Raw genomic sequence first — 17838 nt, forward strand, 5'->3', positions numbered from 1 at the left:
TGTTCCGGCCGCTCGACCGGTCAGGTCCACGCCGCCCCACCAGCGCGGGCCCAGCGGCCCCGCACCGCCCTGACACCGCCCGCACCCATGGCCACGCCCCGGCCCCTGGCCTCACGCCCCGGCCCCTGGCCTCAGGCCTCGTCCGGGCCCCGGCCGCCGTTGCCGACAGCCGCCGCCTTCGCCGCAGCCGCAGCCGCAGCCTGCCTCGCGTCCAGCATGTGCAGCGCCCTGCGGGCCAGCGGGTACGTACGCACCAGGTCGGCGAGGGTCGTCGAACCCCGGGTGATGCGGGCGAAGGCCCGCCACGCCGGACGGAAGCCGGTGATCGCCGCGTGCAGCATCCGCGGCCGGGCCTCGAAGACGGTCAGCATCCGCTTGCCGACTCCCATCTCCACGCCCAGCCCGGCCTTCACCGCGAAGGCGTAGTTGAGGGCCTGCCGGCGCGCGTCCACCGCGTCCTGCGCCTCGGAGATCTTCACCGCCCACTCCCCCGCCAGCCGCCCCGAGCGCAGCGCGAAGGAGATGCCCTCCCGGGTCCACGGCTCCAGCAGCCCCGCCGCGTCGCCCGCCACCAGGACCCGGCCGCGCGAGAGCGGCGAATCGGGCTTGCGGCACCGCGTGAGGTGCCCGGAGGAGACGGCCGGTTCGAAGCCGGCGAGCCCGAGCCGGGCGATGAAGTCGTCGAGGTAGCGCTTGGTCGCGGCGCCCTCGCCCTTGGCCGAGATCACCCCGACGGTGAGGGTGTCGCCCTTGGGGAAGACCCAGCCGTAACTGCCGGGCAGCGGACCCCAGTCGATCAGCACCCGTCCCTTCCAGTCCTCCGCGACCGTCGCGGGCACCGGGATCTCCGCCTCCAGGCCGAGGTCCACCTGATCCAGCTCGACGCCGACGTGCGCGCCGATCCGGCTCGCGCTGCCGTCGGCGCCGACCACCGCGCGGGCCAGGACGGTCTCCCCGTCGGCGAGCACCACGGCGACGGTGCGCCGGTCGGGCACGGCGGTCCCGTGCTGCTCGACGCGGGCCACGGCAGTGCCCGTACGGACGGTGGCGCCGGCCTTCTCGGCGGCGGCGACCAGGCCGGCGTCGAACTCGGGCCGGTTGACGAGCCCGAACAGCATCTGCTTCGAGCGCCGGGTGCGGGTCAGCTTCCCGTCCATCGAAAAGGTGACGGCGTGGATGCGGTCCTTGAGGGGCAGGACGAAGCCCGGGGGCAGGGCGTCGCGCGAGGGGCCGATGATGCCGCCACCACAGGTCTTGTAGCGGGGCAGTTCGGCCTTCTCCAGCAGCAGGACGCGCCGCCCGGCCGTGGCCGCCGCGTACGCCGCCGAGGACCCGGCCGGTCCGGCCCCGACCACGACCACGTCCCACACTTCGCCGGTCCCGCCGCTCTCCCCCGCCGCCTCACCGACGGCCTCGTCGACCGCCCCCTGGCCGGCCTCCCCCGCGTCCACTCCTGCGTCTGCACCCTCGCCCCGGCCCTCGCCCCGGGCTTCACCCCGGCCCGCGCCCTCGCCTGCGCCGGGCCCTGCGTCGCGTACGTCGTCGTCGCTGCTCACGATGTGTTGCTGCTCCTGATCACCCGGTTGCTCCGATGCCGGGGAAATCCTACGGCGAGACGACGCGCCGCCCCGCTGTGCGAGGATCGGAACTGTCTTTTTCGCCGTACCCGGCATACGCACACCCCGCGGCTGCGGGCGGCGTACACGGAGAACAACGTCGCACCCAAAAGGAGCGTGCCCATGTCCCAGAATCCGATCGCCGAGACCATCGCCTCGTTGATGCCCCGCGCCAAGCAGGAGCTGACCGAGCTGGTGGCCTTCCAGTCGGTCGCGGACTGGGCACAGTTCCCCAAGAGCGAGAGCGAGGCCGCCGCGAACTGGGTGGCCGACGCCCTGCGCGTCGAGGGCTTCCAGGACGTGGCGCTGCTCGACACCCCCGACGGCACCCAGTCCGTCTACGGCTACCTGCCCGGCCCCGAGGGCGCGCCGACCGTGCTGCTGTACGCGCACTACGACGTCCAGCCGCCGCTGGACGACGCGGCCTGGATCTCCCCCGCCTTCGAGCTGACCGAGCGCGACGGACGCTGGTACGGCCGCGGTTCGGCCGACTGCAAGGGCGGGTTCATCATGCACCTGCTGGCGCTGCGCGCGCTGAAGGCCAACGGCGGTGTCCCGGTGTCCGTGAAGGTGATCGTCGAGGGCTCCGAGGAGCAGGGCACCGGCGGCCTCCAGCAGTACGCCGAGGCGCACCCGGAGCTGCTGACCGCCGACACCATCGTCATCGGCGACGCGGGCAACTTCCGGCTCGGCCTGCCGACGGTGACGGCCACGCTGCGCGGCATGTGCCTGCTCAAGGTGAAGATCGACACGCTGGGCGGCAACCTGCACTCCGGCATGTTCGGCGGTGCCGCCCCGGACGCGCTGGCCGCGCTGATCCGCGTACTGGACTCGCTGCGCGCGGCGGACGGTTCGACGACCGTGGACGGGCTCGCCTCGGACGCGGTGTGGGACGGCCTGCAGTACCCGGAGGCGGACTTCCGTGCCGACGCGAAGGTCCTCGACGGGGTCGAGCTGATCGGCGAGGGCTCGGTCGCGGACCGGCTGTGGGCCCGCCCGGCCGTGACCGTGCTCGGCATCGACTGCCCGCCGGTGGTCGGGGCGACGCCTTCGGTGCACGCGAGCGCCGGCGCCCTGATCAGCCTGCGCGTGCCGCCGGGCGTGGACACCGCGGAGGCCATCAAGCTGCTTCAGGCCCACCTGGAGGCGCACACGCCGTGGAAGGCGCGTCTCGAACTCGAGGTGGTCGGCCAGGGCCAGCCGTTCCAGGCCGACACCGACAGCCCGGCGTACGCGTCGATGCGGTCCGCGCTGGAGGCGGCGTACCCCGGCCAGGAGATGCAGATCAGCGGCATGGGCGGGTCGATCCCGCTGTGCAACACGCTGACGTCCCTGTACCCGGGGGCGGAGATGCTGCTGATCGGGCTGAGCGAGCCGGAGGCGCAGATCCACGCGGTCAACGAGAGCGTGTCGCCGGAGGAGCTGGAGCGCCTGTCGGTGGCGGAGGCCCTCTTCCTCGTCAACTACGCGGAGTCCAAGCGCGTCTGACCCCGTACGAGTGCGTGTACGCCCGGGGCGCAGTGCGCTCTGGGCGTACTTCGCTCCCGGTGAAGTCGCCTGTCGGGGCCGGGCGGCCGTGCGTACGGTCGCCTCATGGATCTTGTAGAGGTAGTTCCGGACCGGCTCCACATGCTGCGCTTCCCCATCGGCCAGGCGTACCTCTGGCAGGACGGCGAAGCCCTCACCCTGATCGACGCGGGCCACGCCGGCTCGGCCGGCGAGATCGAGGGGGCGATACGTTCCCTCGGCCTGCTCCCGGAGCGGCTGGAGCGGATCGTCCTCACCCACTGCCACCGGGACCACGTCGGCGCGGCCGGTGAGCTAGCCGCCCGCTGGGGCGCGCGGGTGCTCGCACACCGCCTGGACGCGCCGGTGATCCGGGGCGAGCAGCCGGTTCCCGAACCGGTGCTGCTGGACTGGGAGATACCGCTGTACGCGCACGGGCTGACCGTGCCCGAGGCCCCGCCCACCCGGGTCGACCACGAGGTGGAGGACGGGGACGCGCTGGGCTTCGGGGACGGGGCGTACGTCGTCCACGCCCCGGGGCACACGGACGGCAGCATCGGCATCCACCTCCCGCAGCACGGGGTGCTGTTCACCGGTGACTGCGTCGCCGCCGTCGGCCCGCTGATGCTGGGCGTCTTCAACGTGGACCGGGCCCGGGCGATCGACTCCTTCCACCGTCTGGCCGGGCTCTCGCCGTCGATCGCCTGCTTCGGCCACGGCGATCCGCTGACGGCGGACACGGCGGCCGCGCTGATCAAGGCGGCCGCCGGAACTCCCGCCTGACGGCTCGGTTTCGCCGGGTGCACGGGCGCCGGGTGGACGGGCGCCGTCCGCCCGGCACCGTACGGAGGCACCGTCCGCCCGGCACCGGACGGCCGGACACCGGGCTCAGCCGACCGGAGTGCCGGCCTCCAGGTAGAGGGGGCGGCCGCGTTCCCGGGCGCGCAGGGCCCAGCGCAGGCGTTCGTGGCGGTGCTGCGGGAGGAGGTCGGCGGCCTCGGCCTCCGTGACGAAGCGCCAGGCCCGCAGTTCGGGGCCGGGCAGCCGGAGCCTCGCCGTCGCCTCCGGCGAGAGGCGGCCGCCGTCGAAGAGCAGGCGCAGCCCCCCGTACCCGGGCGGCTGGGGGGCCTCCCAGTCGACCACGAGCAGGCCGGGCGCCCGGTCCAGTACGAGGCCCAGTTCCTCCGCGACCTCCCGTACGCCGGCGCGGGCAGGGGCCTCGCCCGCTTCGACGACGCCGCCCGGGAACTCCCAGCCGGCCTTGTACGTCGGATCCACCAGCAGGACCCGGTCCTGCTCGTCGAAGAGCAGCACCCCGGCCGCCACGGTCTCCCGCGTGGGTTCCGGGGTCTGCACGATGTCGCAGACCGGGGCGGTCTCCGAGCGGACGGCCTCGGCGATCCGCTGCGCCGTCTCGCGCGGGGTCAGGCTGCTGTTGTCGATGACGTGCGCGTCGCCGGTGAGCCAGTCGAGGGCCTGCTGGTAGACGGGGATGTGGTCGTAGGCCCACTGGCGGACGCGGAGGTCGACCTGGTCGGGGTCGCCCGGCTCCTCCCGGGTCGCGATCCGCTCGCGAAGGATCGTTTCCGCAGGGGCGAGCAGCACGTGCCGTACCGGTATTCGGCGCGCCGCCAGCCCGCCGAAGATCTCGTCCCGGTACTCCTGGCGCAGCAGTGTCATCGGTACGACGAGCACCCCGCCCAGCTCCGCGAGCATCGCCGCCGCCGTGTCCACCACCAGCCGCCGCCAACTGGGCAGGTCCTGGTAGTCGGTGACCTCGGCCAGCCGTTTGGCCGGCAGCAGCACGCGCAGCGCGTCGCCGATGAACTCCGGGTCGAACAGGGTGCTGTCCGGCAGGATTGCGGCCAGTTCGCGGGCCGTGCTGGTCTTTCCCGCGCTGAATGTGCCGTTGATCCAGACAATCACGTCTACCCCTCTCCCCATGGCTCGTCCGGAGCCCCCAGTGGCTTGCCCGCACCACCCTGCCACGGAAACCTCACTATCGGCCGAGTGCTTATCCTCAAGGTCACAGCCCCCGCCCGAGACTCCGGAGGATTCACGACCGTGCCCCACAACCGCCGCCCGTTCGATCCCCGCTACGGCAACCGGCCGACCATGAAGAACGTGGCGGCCCAGGCGGGCGTCGGCCTGAAGACGGTGTCGCGGGTGGTCAACGGCGAGCCGGGCGTCACCCCCGAGACGGAGAAGCGGGTCCAAGAGGCCATCGACGCGCTGGGGTTCCGCCGCAACGACAGCGCGCGCGTCCTGCGCAAGGGGCGTACCGCCACCGTGGGCCTGATCCTGGAGGACCTCGCCGACCCCTTCTACGGTCCGCTGAACCGGGCCGTGGAGGAGGTGGCCCGCGCGCACGGCGCACTGCTCATCAACGGCTCCAGCGCCGAGGACCCGGACCGGGAGCGGGAGTTGGCGCTCGCCCTGTGCGCCCGGCGGGTGGACGGCCTGATCGTGATCCCGGCCGGCGACGACCACCGCTACCTGGAGCCGGAGATGCGGGCCGGTGTGGCCACGGTGTTCGTGGACCGCCCGGCCGGGCGGATCGACGCGGACGTCGTCCTGTCGGACAGCTTCGGCGGCGCCCGCGACGGCGTCGCCCACCTGATCGCGGGCGGCCACCGCCGGATCGGCTTCATCGGCGACCACCCCCGCATCCACACGGCGGCGGAACGCCTGCGCGGCTATCGCGCCGCCATGGCCGACGCCGGCCTGCCCGTGGCCGATTCCTGGGTCTCCCTCGGCTCGACGAACCCGGACCGGGTGACGGCGGCGACGAGGTCGATGCTCGCGGGCCAGGACCCGGTGACCGCCGTCTTCGCGGGCAACAACCGCGTGACGGTCACGGTGGTACGCGTCCTCGCGGCCCGCGAACACCCGGTGGCCCTGGTCGGCTTCGACGACTTCGAACTGGCCGACCTCCTCCGCCCCGGCATCACGGTCGTGGCCCAGGACCCGGCCACGCTCGGCCGCGTGGCCACGGACCGCCTCTTCCAGCGCCTGTCCGGAGCCACCCTCCCCACGACCCGCACCGAACTCCCCACCCACCTCATCCCCCGCGGCTCGGGCGAACTCCCGCCCTTCACCGGATGAGGCTCCGCAGCACGGGAACGGCCCCACCGGTGGCGGTAGCGCGGCGCCGGAGCCGCCCAGGAAGGTCAGGCCGCCGGCGGTGAGGCCGATTAGGTCGCGGCGATCAGCACGACGGCGGTGTGCAGGGACAGGAACGGCTCGGGGTCCGTCGGGTTCTGCGGTCTGCTCATGGCCCGATTCCAGCGGACGGGCGGGACCGTTCCCGCACGGTCAGGGGGCACAGGTGGGTTCGGACGGAAACTTCGAGGAGGAACTGCGCCGCCTCGCGGGTGACTTGCGTCAGCTCCGCATCGAACGCGGCAATCCCTCCTACCGGAAGCTGGAGGCCCGTGCGCCGAAGTCCCGGACCGCACTGCGGCCGCCCGTGGCCACGCAGAGCGATGCGTTCCGGGGCAAGCGGCTGCTGGGCCTCGACACGCCATGGCCTTCTCCCCCGACGGCAGGCTCCTCGCCGGAGCGGCGTCGGACGGTACCGCGCAACTGTGGGACGCCCACACCGCCGAGTCCGCGGTGGGGCTGCCCCTGACGGGACGCTCCGGCGCCGTCCTGGGAGTGGCCTTCTCCCCTGACGGGAGTGTGCTCGCCACCGCCGGCGACGACGGCACCGTGCGCCGGTGGGTGCTGCCCGACCCCTACGCACCGGCGGCCCGGGCCCGGTGAAGCCGGGGCCGGGCCGTGGGGGTTGGCGGGGTGGTCAGGCGGTGGCCGTCAGGGTGGCGGAGCGGCGGGGGATCGCGAAGGCGTCCAGTTCCGCGCGGGTGAGGCCGGTGAGGGCGGTGACCTCCTCGGCGCCGACCGCGCCGCAGTCGAGGCCGCGGACCAGGTAGCCGGCGAGGGCCTTGGCCGTGGCGGGCTCGTCCATCACGTCGCCCTCGATCTTGGCGACGTACGCCTTCAGGCGCGCGGCGGCAGTCTCCAGGCCCTCGCGGTAGAAGGTGAAGACGGCCGCGTAGCGGGTCGGCAGGTGCGCCGGGTGCATGTCCCAGCCCTGGTAGTAGGCGCGGGCCAGGGCGCGCCGGGTCAGGCCGTAGTGCAGCTTCCAGCCCTCGTGGACCTTGTCGGTGGTGCCGATGGGCAGCACGTTCGTCGATCCGTCGGAGACGCGTACGCCGGTGCCGGCCGCGGCGACCTGCATGATCGCCTTCGCGTGGTCGGCGGCGGGGTGGTCGCTGGCCTGGTAGGCGGCGGAGACGCCGACGCAGGCGCTGTAGTCGAAGGTGCCGTAGTGCAGGCCGGTGGCGCGGCCCTTGGAGGCCTCGATCATGCGGGCGACGGTGGCGGTGCCGTCGGAGGCCAGGATCGACTGGCTGGTCTCGATCTGGATCTCGAAGCCGATCCGGCCCGGGCGCAGGCCGCGGGCGGTCTCGAAGGCCTCCAGCAGCTTGACGAAGGCGGTGACCTGCTCGGCGTACGTGACCTTGGGCAGGGTCAGGACCAGGTTGTCCGGGAGGCCGCCGTGGGCGAGCAGGCCGGACAGGAAGATGTCGGTGGTGCGGATGCCGCGGTCGCGGACGTTGGACTCCATGCACTTCATGCGGATGCCCATGTACGGGGCGTTGGTGCCGTTGGAGTACGCCTCGGAGATCAGGCGGGCGGCGCGGGCCGCGGCCTGGTCCTCCTCCTCGTCGGAGCGGACGCCGAAGCCGTCCTCGAAGTCGACGCGGAGGTCCTCGATGGGCTCGCGGGCCAGCTTGGCGCGGACGCGGTCGTAGACCGGTACGGCCAGTTCGTCGGAGATGCCGAGTACCTTGGCGAAGGTGGCGGCGTCCGGGGCGTGCTCGTCGAGCGCGGCGAGGGCCTGGTCGCCCCAGGAGCGGATGGTGTCCGCGGCGAAGACGTCACCGGGGACGTAGACCGTGTGGATGGGCTGACGGGTGCCGGGGTCGCCCGGGTAGTGGCGCGCGAGTTCCGCGTCCACCGGCGCGAGGGAGGCGCTGATGCCCTCGCTGACCGCGCCTGCGAGGCTCGTCGCCACCTTCTCCTGCTGACCCATCGTGCACTCTCCTCTTTTCCGCTTCACGGAAGCTTAGATCCGCATAGCAGAATTTAGTCACGCGGTTCCGCTCCGTCAATGGTCCCTCCGACGCGTGGGACGAACGACTCGGGGCCGTGCGGTGAGAAACACCACACGGCCCCGAAGAAGCGAAGCTACGAAGAGAAGCGCAGGTCAGCCCTTGCGCGCCTGGATCTCGCCGGTCAGCTGCGGGACGACCGCGAAGAGGTCGCCGACCACGCCGTAGTCGACGAGGTCGAAGATCGGGGCCTCGGCGTCCTTGTTGATGGCGACGATGGTCTTCGAGGTCTGCATGCCGGCCCGGTGCTGGATCGCGCCCGAGATGCCGGAGGCGATGTACAGCTGCGGGGAGACCGACTTGCCGGTCTGGCCGACCTGGTTGGAGTGCGGGTACCAGCCGGCGTCGACGGCGGCACGCGAGGCGCCGACGGCCGCGCCGAGGGAGTCCGCGAGCTCCTCGATGATGTGGAAGTTCTCGGCGCCGTTGACGCCACGGCCGCCGGAGACGACGATCGCGGCCTCGGTCAGCTCGGGGCGGCCGGTCGACTCGCGTGCGGTGCGGGCGGTGACCTTGGTGCCGGTGGCCAGGGCGCCGAAGGTGACGGCGAGCGCCTCGACGGCGCCGGCGGCCGGGGCGGCCTCGACCGGGGCCGAGTTCGGCTTCACGGTGATGACCGGGGTGCCCTTGGAGACGCGGGACTTGGTGGTGAACGACGCGGCGAAGGCGGACTGCGTCGCGACCGGACCCTCGTCACCCGCCTCCAGGTCGATGGCGTCGGTGATGATGCCGGAGCCGATGCGGACGGCGAGACGCGCGGCGATCTCCTTGCCCTCGGCGGAGGACGGGACGAGCACGGCGGCCGGGGAGACGGCCTCGTAGGCGGCCTGGAGCGCGTCCACCTTCGGTACGACGAGGTACTCGGTGAACTCGGGGGCGTCGGCGGTGAGGACCTTGACCGCGCCGTGCTCGGCGAGCACCGCGGCGGTGGCGTCGGCACCGGCGCCCAGGGCGACGGCGACGGGCTCGCCGATGCGGCGGGCCAGCGTCAGCAGCTCGAGGGTGGGCTTGCGGACGGCGCCGTCCACGTGGTCGACGTAGACGAGAACTTCAGCCATGGGACTGCTCTCCTGCGATTGCGAAGTGTCTGGGGGCTATGGAGGGGTTGGCCGAAGCTCTTAGATGAACTTCTGGCCGGCCAGGAACTCGGCCAGCTGCTTGCCGCCCTCGCCCTCGTCCTTGACGATCGTGCCGGCGGTGCGGGCCGGGCGCTGCGCCGCGGCGTCGACCACGGTCCAGGAGCCTTCCAGACCGACCTCGTCGGCCTCGATCTCCAGCTCCTCCAGGTCCCAGGACTCCACCGGCTTCTTCTTGGCGGCCATGATGCCCTTGAAGGAGGGGTAGCGGGCCTCGCCCGACTGGTCCGTCACCGAGACGAGCGCGGGGAGGGAGGCCTCCAGCTGCTCGCTCGCGGTGTCGCCGTCGCGGCGGCCGGTCACGGTGCCGTCCTCGACCTTGACCTCGGAGAGCAGGGTGACCTGCGGGACGCCCAGGCGCTCGGCCAGGATCGCCGGGAGCACGCCCATGGTGCCGTCGGTCGACGCCATGCCGGTGATGACCAGGTCGTAGCCGGCCTTCTCGATGGCCTTGGCGAGCACCAGCGAGGTGCCCATGACGTCGGAGCCGTGCAGGTCGTCGTCCTCGACGTGGATGGCCTTGTCGGCGCCCATCGACAGCGCCTTGCGCAGCGCGTCCTTGGCGTCCTCGGGGCCCACCGTCAGAACGGTGATCTCGGCGTCGTCGGCCTCTTCGGCGATCTGCAGCGCCTGCTCGACGGCGTACTCGTCGAGCTCCGACAGCAGGCCGTCGACGTCGTCACGGTTGACGGTCAAGTCCTCGGTGAACTGCCGGTCGCCAGTGGCGTCGGGCACGTACTTCACACAGACAACGATCCTCAGGCTCACGCCGGCTCTCCTACCGCATCGTCTTTTCTGGTACCGCCTTATGCAGGCAGCATAGGCGCCTTGTCGGGCGGATCCCGGTCGGGGCGGCCCGCGCTCCGAAGGGAATGTTACTCGTCAGTACACAGTGGGTGTCGCCAAGTCGCAAGGTTGGTGAACTGTGATCTGCCCAACGCCGCCCGACCCGCCCAAGCAGGGACGATTCAGTCGCGCAACGCGTTGAAGCGCCCCTGGTGGTACAGCAGCGGGCGGCCCTCGCCCGCGGGGTCCCCCACGACCGCCTCAGCGATGATCACACGATGTTCGCCCGCGGGCACCCGTGCCACCACCCGGCAGACCAGCCAGGCCAGTACGCCGTCGAGCACCGGGACCCCGTGCGGCCCCGGCTCCCAGCCGGTGGCCTCGCCGAAACGGTCGGCTCCGCTCCGGGCGAACAGCCCGGCCAGCTCCCGTTGGTGCTCGCCGAGTATGTGGACGCCGAGGTACTCGCTGTCGCGCACCCCGGGCCAGCTGGAGGCCCCCGTGCCGATCGTGAAGGACAGCAGCGGCGGGTCGGCGGAGACCGAGTTGAGCGAGGTCGCGGTGAAGCCCACCGGCCGCGCGCCGTCCCGGGCGGTGATCACGGCGACTCCGGCGGCGTGCTGCCGGAAGACCGAGCGCAGGAGGTCGGGCGAGCCGGGACGGCCGTCACCGGAACGGGACGGACGCGAGGAATCCGGGGAACCGGCGGAACGAGGGGTACCGGGGGAACCGGTGGAGCGGGGAGTGCGGGGGGACGGAGCGGTCTGGACCGTCGGGACCGTCGGAGCAGTCATCAGGGTTCTGCCTTCTGCCGCGGGACACGCGGGCGCTGTCGGAGATCGGGGGCCGGGGGCGTTCAGCTCTTCCGACAGCGCGCGCTCGCGTGGCGGACGAGGTCCACGTGGACCCGTCCGTAGAGCAGGAGTTCATACCGCATGCCGCCAGCCTGGCGATCTCCCGTGGACACAGTCAAGCGGGATCGGGCAGATGTCAGGCGCGTCACGCTGCGTGCGGGCGCGCGCACCGGCGCGCCCGGTGCCGCGGCACCCGGTCCGGCCGCCGGGCCGGGCCGCACACCGCCCGTCATACGGCGGCCCCCAGCGCCGCGATCACGTCCACCTTGCGCGGCATCCCGGCCGCCCGCCGGACGATCCGGCCCGCCGCGTCCAGGACCAGCACCGTCGGGGTCTTCTCGATCCCGAGGGCACGCACCAGGTCCAGCCGCTCCTCGGCGTCGATCTCGATGTGCGCGACCCCGTCGACCATCGCCGCGACCTCGGCGAGGATCCGCCGCGTGGCCCGGCAGGGCTGACAGAACGCGCTGGAGAACTGCACCAGGCTGGCCCGCTCCCCCGGCTCCGCGCCCAGCTCCGCGGCCCCCAGCCGGACCCGCGCACCGCCCGGTCCGAGGTCCGGTCCGTCTTCCCGCCCGAGCACCCGCGCTCCCGTCGCCGTCTTCGTCCGCGTACACAATGCTCGTACGCTCGTACGTGGATCGGAGCATCCCGGAGACGTACGGAATTCCCGGCGTGATGAGAATCTCCCCGGGCACGGGCCTCTGGGCTGGCCAGCAGCCCTCGTATGGGGCACGATCCCATGGTCGCGTACCTACGCTTCCGTAACTTCCGGCCGGGAGCACCTCCCCAGGCAGAAAGCGGGGTCTCCCCCCACCATGGCTGAGCTCGTCTACCCTCCCGTGATCGGCGCCGCGCACGGACTCTTCCGTGCCCTCGACATCCGGATCGACATGAAGGGCACCGAGAACATCCCCCGCGAGGGCGGCGCGGTCCTGGTGTCGAACCACATCGGATACCTCGACTTCATCTTCGCCGGCCTGACGGCGCGGCCGCAGAAGCGCCTGGTGCGCTTCATGGCGAAGGAGTCGGTGTTCCGGCACAAGGTGTCCGGCCCGCTGATGCGCGCGATGAAGCACATCCCCGTCGACCGCAAGCAGGGTGAGACCGCCTACGAACACGCCCTTGACTCGCTGCGGTCCGGCGAGATCATCGGGGTCTTCCCGGAGGCCACGATCTCCCAGTCGTTCACGCTCAAGAGCTTCAAGTCGGGCGCGGCGCGGATGGCGCAGGAGGCCGGGGTCCCGCTGATCCCGGTGGCGCTCTGGGGCACCCAGCGGCTGTGGACCAAGGGCCGCCCGAAGAACCTCAAGCGCAGCCACATCCCGGTGACGATGCGCGTGGGCGAGCCGATGGAGGCCCCCGCCGACCAGTACGCCGGCGCCATCACGCGTCGGCTGCGCGAGCGCGTCCAGGAGCTGCTGGACGCCGCCCAGCGCGCCTACCCGGCCAAGCCCAGCGGCCCCGAGGACTCCTGGTGGCTGCCGGCCCACCTGGGCGGCACCGCCCCGACCCCGGCCCAGGTCCGCGAAGCGGGCTGACCCCCGGGCGCACTCCCCGTACGGCGACGGCCTCCGGGACCCCGGCCGGGTCGCGGAGGCCGTCGCCGTACCGCGTTTCCTGTTGACCGCCCGTCAAAGAGCCGTCCACAACTCCGGCCGGTCGGCGGACCCCTGGAGGGCGCCCAGCGCCGCCGGGTGCGGGGCGGCGTACAGCCCTGGGTAGTCGATCTCGCCGAGCTCCGGCCGGACGGGGAAGGCCAGCCGCTCGCTCTCCAGGCTGAACCGCGCGTCCACGCCCGGCTTGTTGCCGCGCGGGTCCAGCCGCGACCACCGGGTGCCGCCCGGCAGGCGGACGGCCACCAGGCCGTGGACGACCGGGTGCGATCCGTCGTCCTCGGTCAACCGCTGGTAGCAGAGGGCCGCCGGGATGCCCTGCGCGCGCAGCAGGGCGGCGAGGGCATGGGACTTCGCGAAGCAGATGCCGTTGCGCGTGGCGAGGACGTCGGAGGCGCGCCAGGACACCCGCAGGTCCCCGGAGTCGGCCGAGTGGGGGATCTCGTCACGGACGAACTCGAAGGCCGCCTTGGCGTATGAGTATGCGTCGCCGGTGGCGGACCAGAGGGCCTCGGCGGTCTCCTGCACGAGGGGGTGCCAATGGTCGACTGCTTCGTCGGACGCCAAGTAGGCGTGAATGTCAGGGTTCTGCTGGATCAGCCGCATGCCCCGGAGCATAGGCAGACCCCCGACCGTAGATCAATAGATTTACGGTCGGGGGCATATCTATGCAGTTCGCGACAGGCGCACGCTCGGCGCCTGCTAGCGCGCCATCTCTTCCTTCAGGGCCTGCAGGAAGCCGTCCACGTCCTCTTCCTGGGTGTCGAAACCGCACATCCAGCGGACGTCACCCGCGGCCTCGTCCCAGAAGTAGAAGCGGTAACGCTTCTGCAGCCGCCGCGACACCTCGTGCGGCAGCCGCGCGAACACCGCGTTCGCCTGCACGGGGTAGAGGATCTCCACGCCGTCCGTCTCGCGCACGCCGGCGGCCAGCCGCTGCGCCATCGCGTTGGCGTGCCGGGCGTTGCGCAGCCACAGGTCCTTGGCGAGCAGCGCCTCCAGCTGGACCGACACGAACCGCATCTTGGACGCGAGCTGCATCGACATCTTGCGGATGTGCTTCATCTGCCGGACCGCGTCCGGGTTGAGCACGACCACGGCCTCGCCGAACATCATGCCGTTCTTGGTGCCGCCGTACGACAGCACGTCCACGCCGACGGTGTTCGTGAAGGTGCGCATCGGCACGTCCAGCGAGGCCGCGGCGTTGGCTATCCGGGCACCGTCGAGGTGCACCTTCATGCCCAGGCCGTGCGCGTGCTCGCAGATGGCACGGATCTCGTCCGGCGTGTAGACGGTGCCGAGCTCGGTGTTCTGCGTGATGGAGACGACCTGCGGCATCGCCCGGTGCTCGTCCTCGAAGCCCCAGGCCTCCTGGTCGATCAGCTCGGGGGTGAGCTTGCCGTCCGGAGTAGGGACGGCGAGCAGCTTGATGCCCGCCATCCGCTCCGGCGCGCCGCCCTCGTCCACGTTGATGTGGGCGGTCTTGGCGCAGATCACCGCGCCCCACCGGTCCGTCATGGCCTGCAGGGCGACGACGTTGGCCCCCGTGCCGTTGAAGACCGGGAAGGCCTCCGCGTACGGACCGAAGTGGCTGCGGAAGATCTTCTGCAGGTGTTCGGTGTACTCGTCCTCGCCGTACGAGACCTGGTGGCCGCCGTTCGCCAGGGCGACGGCGGCGAGCACCTCGGGGTGCACCCCCGCGTAGTTGTCGCTCGCGAAACCGCGGACCGCCGGATCGTGGTGGCGCCGGGCGTCGGTCTTGCCGGCATCGGTTCTCACGGTTGCGGAGTGAGCCACAGACGCTGTCCGTTCACATCGGTGGCGGGCCGCTCCCAGACGCCGGCGATGGCCTCGGCCAGCTCCTTCACGTCGGTGAAGCCCGCGAACTTCGCATTGGGACGCTCGGCGCGCATCGCGTCGTGCACCAGTGCCTTGATGACCAGGATCGCAGCTGCCGCGCCCGGACCGTCGTCACCCCCCACCTTGCGGAAGGAGTCCGCCATGGCCAGGGTCCAGGCCTCGGCCGCCGCCTTGCCCGCGTTGTACGCGGCGTTGTTGGCGACCGGCTTGTGCGCGCCGGACTGGCTGACCAGGACGTAGCGGCCGCGGTCGCTGCGCAGCAGGCCGTCGTGGAAGGCCAGCGAGGTGTGCTGGACGGTGCGGATGAGGAGCTTCTCCAGGAAGGCCCAGTCCGCGAGGTCCACGTCGGTGAAGGTCTTGCTGCCGCGCCAGCCACCGACGAGGTGGACCAGCCCGTCGACCCGGCCGAACTCCTTCTCGATCTGCTCGGCCCAGGCCCGGGTGGCGGCCAGGTCGAGCAGGTCCACGGTGTCACCGGTGATGGTGGCACCGCCGTGGGCGTAGCGTGCCGCGTCCACGGCCTCCGCGAGCCGCGCCGGGTCGGCGTCGGACGCGACGACCACGGCACCCGCCTCGGCGAGGCGGAGCAGGGTGGCGCGGCCGGCGGGCCCGCCGGCCCCGGCCACCGCCACCACCGCTCCGTTCAGCTTTCCGTTGCCGTTCCCGGAGCCGTTCATCTGTGCAGCCTCCTGTGGGCGAGTGCTCACGCGTTGACCCGCTCGGCGTTCTCTGAGTTCAGAGCGGTGATGCCCTTGGTCGAGGCGATGGTGCCCTTGAGCTTCTTGGCAAGTGCCTCGAAGAACATGCTGAGCGGAAACTCGTCCGGAAGCACGTCGTCGACGAGCTTGCGCGGCGGCTGCGTCATGTCGAGCGCGTCGGGGCCCTTGGCCCACTTGGAGCCCGGGTGCGGGGCGAGGTAGGTGGAGACCAGCTCGTACGCCTTGAACCAGTGCACCAGCTTCGGGCGGTCGATGCCGGCCCGGTAGAGGTCCTCGATCTCGGCGCACAGCTGGTTGGTGACCTGCGGGGCACGCATCCAGTCGATCTTCAGCTTGTTGTCCGTCCAGCGCACGACGTCGTGCTTGTGGAGGTACGCGAAGAGCAGCTGGCCGCCGAGACCGTCGTAGTTGCGGTTGCGGTCGCCGGAGACCGGGAAGCGGAACATCCGGTCGAAGAGGACGGCGTACTGCACGTCACGGCCGTGCTCGTTGCCCTCGGACTCCAGCTTCACGGCCTCCTTGAAGGCGGTGAGATCGCAGCGCAGCTCTTCCAGGCCGTACATCCAGAACGGCTGGCGCTGCTTGATCATGAAGGGGTCGAACGGCAGGTCGCCGTGGCTGTGGGTGCGGTCGTGGACCATGTCCCACAGGACGAAGGCCTTCTCGCAGCGCTCCTGGTCGGTGACCATGGCGGCGATGTCGGCGGGCAGCTCGACGCCGAGGATGTCGACGGCGGCCGAGGTGACCTTGCGGAAGCGCGCGGCCTCGCGGTCACAGAAGATGCCGCCCCAGGTGAAGCGCTCGGGGGCCTCGCGCACGGCGATGGTCTCCGGGAAGAGCACGGCGGAGTGGGTGTCGTAGCCCGCGGTGAAGTCCTCGAAGGTGATGCCGAGGAAGAGCGGGTTGTCGTACCGGGTGCGCTCCAGCTCGGCGAGCCACTCGGGCCACACCATCTTCAGCGCGACGGCCTCCAGATTGCGGTCCGGGTTGCCGTTCTGCGTGTACATCGGGAAGACGACGAGGTGCTGGAGCCCGTCGGCGCGCTCGGCGGCCGGGTGGAAGGCCAGCAGCGAGTCGAGGAAGTCGGGCACCTGGAAGTCGGAGGCGGCCCACTTGCGCAGGTCGGCGACGAGCGCCTCGTGGTACGCGGTGGCGTGCGGCAGGAGCGGGGAGAGCGTCTCGACGGCGCGGATCACGCGCCCGACCGCGGCCTCGGCGGTGTGCCGGGCGGGGGCGCCCTCGGCCTCGAAGTCGATGGACCCGTCCTTGGCCTGCCACGGGCGGATCTCCTCCACGGCGGCCTTGAGCTCGGGCCACGCCGGGTGGTCGACCACCCGCGTCTCGGCGGTTATCACGGCGCCGCCGGTACCCGGCACAAGAGTTTCCGTCATGTCACTTCCTCCACAGGAGAACCTCACGTCAAGGCAGCGTATGCGTGCGAGGCTCTTCCGTTCAAGAGGCGGTTCGGGAAATTATCCTGCGAGACCCCCTCCTTCACCGGAAGTCTTCCCGTTCGTCGCGACGGAATCGACCACTCCGCCCAGTCGCACCAAGGCCTCCCGGCCTGTTTTCACCCTCCGGCCGATCGGAGGACGGCGAAGCCGGGGCGCGCCAGGGAGGGCGACGTCACACACCTCGGACATGCGGAATGCCCTTTTCGCCCCACTGCCGCAGGGCCAAGCCGCGCTTCGAAGATCACGGAGAATCTCACTGTGTGCCCCCAGGCTTGCGTCGCGTGCCCGGTCTCACTTCAATGAGGAATATGACTAATAGGCAGGAAGCCAAGCGGCAGGAGCTTCCGCCGACCGCGTGGGCCGTGCTCGGCCTGCTCTCCTTCCCCGGCGAGCGGACCGGCTACGAAGTGAAGAAGTGGGCGGACTCCTCCCTGCGCTTCTTCTACTGGTCGCCGGCCATCAGCCAGATCTACGCGGAACTGCGCCGTCTGGAGGAACTGGGCTACGCGGCCTCCGCCGGCTCGGGGCCCGAGGAGGCACGGGCCAAGCGGCGGTACGCCATCACCGAAGCGGGCCGCGCGGCGCTGGCGGGCTGGGCCGCCGACACCGCCGAGGCGGGACCGCCGGTGCTCAAGCACGGGCTGCTGCTGCGGGTCTGGCTCGGCCACCTGGCCGAACCGGAGCGACTGCGCGCGATGGTCGGCAAGCACATGGAGCGCACCCGGGAGGAGCTGGCCGCCGTACGGGAGGCCATGGAGGAGGCGAGCGGCGTACCGGAGTGGGCCTTCCCCGCCCTCGCGCTGCGCTGGAGCGAGCGGCAGCACCTCGCCGAACTGGAGCTGGCCGAGGCGTTGCTCGGCGACCTGGCGGGGCTCTCGGAGGCCGGGGCGGCAGGCGGCGTACGGTCAGACCCCGGGCCCGTCCCGGAGGCCGATGCCGCAGGTCGTCAAGGTGACGGGGACGCGCCCACGCCCGGGTGACGCGGTGGGCCCGGAACCGGCCGCCGGGGGGGCGCACAACCCTGGCGGGAAGCGGCCTGAACGCCCTTTCGGAGCCGTGCACGCACGGTCCCTTCGCACCCTCGGCGCACTAGCATGCGACCTCATCGCGCGCG

Annotated in this window: 18 protein-coding genes; 6 read left to right on the forward strand and 12 right to left on the reverse strand. The window is 71.9% G+C overall.

Translation table 11 applies throughout. From position 1 onward, the window contains the following. Window positions 1-131 precede the first annotated feature (131 nt). Window positions 132-1556, reverse strand: coding sequence for a geranylgeranyl reductase family protein (locus ACZ6JT_RS22495; RefSeq protein ID WP_469212229.1), 1425 nt, complete (start codon window positions 1554-1556; stop codon window positions 132-134). A 183-nt stretch (window positions 1557-1739) separates the two neighbouring features. On the opposite strand from ACZ6JT_RS22495, the gene ACZ6JT_RS22500 reads away from it, so the two are divergent. Continuing rightward, a complete protein-coding gene (locus ACZ6JT_RS22500) occupies window positions 1740-3104 on the forward strand; it encodes a M20/M25/M40 family metallo-hydrolase (protein ID WP_469212231.1) in 1365 nt (454 codons plus the stop codon). A gap of 105 nt (window positions 3105-3209) precedes the next feature. Next, complete coding sequence (locus ACZ6JT_RS22505) at window positions 3210-3905, forward strand: MBL fold metallo-hydrolase (protein WP_469212233.1); 696 nt, start codon at window positions 3210-3212, stop codon at window positions 3903-3905. A 105-nt stretch (window positions 3906-4010) separates the two neighbouring features. Here ACZ6JT_RS22505 and ACZ6JT_RS22510 read toward each other — a convergent pair whose 3' ends face one another. Further along, complete coding sequence (locus ACZ6JT_RS22510) at window positions 4011-5066, reverse strand: NUDIX hydrolase (RefSeq protein WP_469212235.1); 1056 nt, start codon at window positions 5064-5066, stop codon at window positions 4011-4013. A 171-nt stretch (window positions 5067-5237) separates the two neighbouring features. On the opposite strand from ACZ6JT_RS22510, the gene ACZ6JT_RS22515 reads away from it, so the two are divergent. Next, window positions 5238-6227: a LacI family DNA-binding transcriptional regulator gene (locus tag ACZ6JT_RS22515; protein ID WP_469212566.1), complete on the forward strand. Its 990-nt coding sequence runs from the start codon at window positions 5238-5240 to the stop codon at window positions 6225-6227. Window positions 6228-6316: 89 nt separating this feature from the next. Here ACZ6JT_RS22515 and ACZ6JT_RS22520 read toward each other — a convergent pair whose 3' ends face one another. Further along, window positions 6317-6448: a hypothetical protein gene (locus ACZ6JT_RS22520; RefSeq protein WP_469212237.1), complete on the reverse strand. Its 132-nt coding sequence runs from the start codon at window positions 6446-6448 to the stop codon at window positions 6317-6319. Between the two features lie 199 nt (window positions 6449-6647). On the opposite strand from ACZ6JT_RS22520, the gene ACZ6JT_RS22525 reads away from it, so the two are divergent. Further along, complete coding sequence (locus ACZ6JT_RS22525) at window positions 6648-6887, forward strand: WD40 repeat domain-containing protein (protein WP_469212239.1); 240 nt, start codon at window positions 6648-6650, stop codon at window positions 6885-6887. 34 nt (window positions 6888-6921) lie between these two features. On the opposite strand, the gene ACZ6JT_RS22530 is transcribed toward ACZ6JT_RS22525, so the two are convergent. From ACZ6JT_RS22530 to ACZ6JT_RS22550, 5 genes are all read right to left on the reverse strand, one after another. After that, window positions 6922-8220 (reverse strand): DUF6986 family protein, encoded by a 1299-nt coding sequence (locus tag ACZ6JT_RS22530; protein ID WP_469212241.1) that lies wholly within the window; start codon window positions 8218-8220, stop codon window positions 6922-6924. Window positions 8221-8394: 174 nt separating this feature from the next. After that, complete coding sequence (locus tag ACZ6JT_RS22535; RefSeq protein ID WP_030708985.1) at window positions 8395-9357, reverse strand: electron transfer flavoprotein subunit alpha/FixB family protein; 963 nt, start codon at window positions 9355-9357, stop codon at window positions 8395-8397. A gap of 60 nt (window positions 9358-9417) precedes the next feature. Next, window positions 9418-10203, reverse strand: a complete 786-nt coding sequence (locus ACZ6JT_RS22540; protein ID WP_030708987.1) for an electron transfer flavoprotein subunit beta/FixA family protein — start codon at window positions 10201-10203, stop codon at window positions 9418-9420. A 200-nt stretch (window positions 10204-10403) separates the two neighbouring features. Next, entirely contained in the window at window positions 10404-11015 is a 612-nt protein-coding gene (locus ACZ6JT_RS22545; protein ID WP_469212242.1) for a flavin reductase family protein, read from the reverse strand. Between the two features lie 289 nt (window positions 11016-11304). Further along, a complete protein-coding gene (locus tag ACZ6JT_RS22550; protein WP_469212244.1) occupies window positions 11305-11658 on the reverse strand; it encodes a thioredoxin family protein in 354 nt (117 codons plus the stop codon). Window positions 11659-11893: 235 nt separating this feature from the next. Here ACZ6JT_RS22550 and ACZ6JT_RS22555 point away from each other — a divergent pair, with 235 nt between their 5' ends. Further along, complete coding sequence (locus ACZ6JT_RS22555; protein WP_469212247.1) at window positions 11894-12616, forward strand: lysophospholipid acyltransferase family protein; 723 nt, start codon at window positions 11894-11896, stop codon at window positions 12614-12616. 93 nt (window positions 12617-12709) lie between these two features. Here the strand turns inward: ACZ6JT_RS22555 and ACZ6JT_RS22560 are convergent, their stop codons facing one another. The 4 genes from ACZ6JT_RS22560 to ACZ6JT_RS22575 all read right to left on the reverse strand — a co-directional run bounded on the left by ACZ6JT_RS22560 (window position 12710) and on the right by ACZ6JT_RS22575 (window position 16661). Continuing rightward, a complete protein-coding gene (locus ACZ6JT_RS22560; protein ID WP_469212249.1) occupies window positions 12710-13297 on the reverse strand; it encodes a transglutaminase-like domain-containing protein in 588 nt (195 codons plus the stop codon). Between the two features lie 96 nt (window positions 13298-13393). Next, window positions 13394-14488, reverse strand: coding sequence for a threonine aldolase family protein (locus ACZ6JT_RS22565; RefSeq protein WP_376616905.1), 1095 nt, complete (start codon window positions 14486-14488; stop codon window positions 13394-13396). Beyond that, window positions 14467-15228, reverse strand: coding sequence for an SDR family NAD(P)-dependent oxidoreductase (locus tag ACZ6JT_RS22570; RefSeq protein ID WP_469212251.1), 762 nt, complete (start codon window positions 15226-15228; stop codon window positions 14467-14469). The genes ACZ6JT_RS22565 and ACZ6JT_RS22570 overlap by 22 nt, the downstream gene beginning before the upstream one ends. Before the next feature lie 26 nt (window positions 15229-15254). Beyond that, window positions 15255-16661, reverse strand: a complete 1407-nt coding sequence (locus ACZ6JT_RS22575) for a DUF6421 family protein (protein ID WP_469212253.1) — start codon at window positions 16659-16661, stop codon at window positions 15255-15257. A gap of 371 nt (window positions 16662-17032) precedes the next feature. Here ACZ6JT_RS22575 and ACZ6JT_RS22580 point away from each other — a divergent pair, with 371 nt between their 5' ends. Continuing rightward, window positions 17033-17704, forward strand: a complete 672-nt coding sequence (locus ACZ6JT_RS22580; protein ID WP_469212254.1) for a PadR family transcriptional regulator — start codon at window positions 17033-17035, stop codon at window positions 17702-17704. Window positions 17705-17838: the final 134 nt, after the last annotated feature.

Source organism: Streptomyces sp. NPDC046308 (assembly GCF_055588065.1).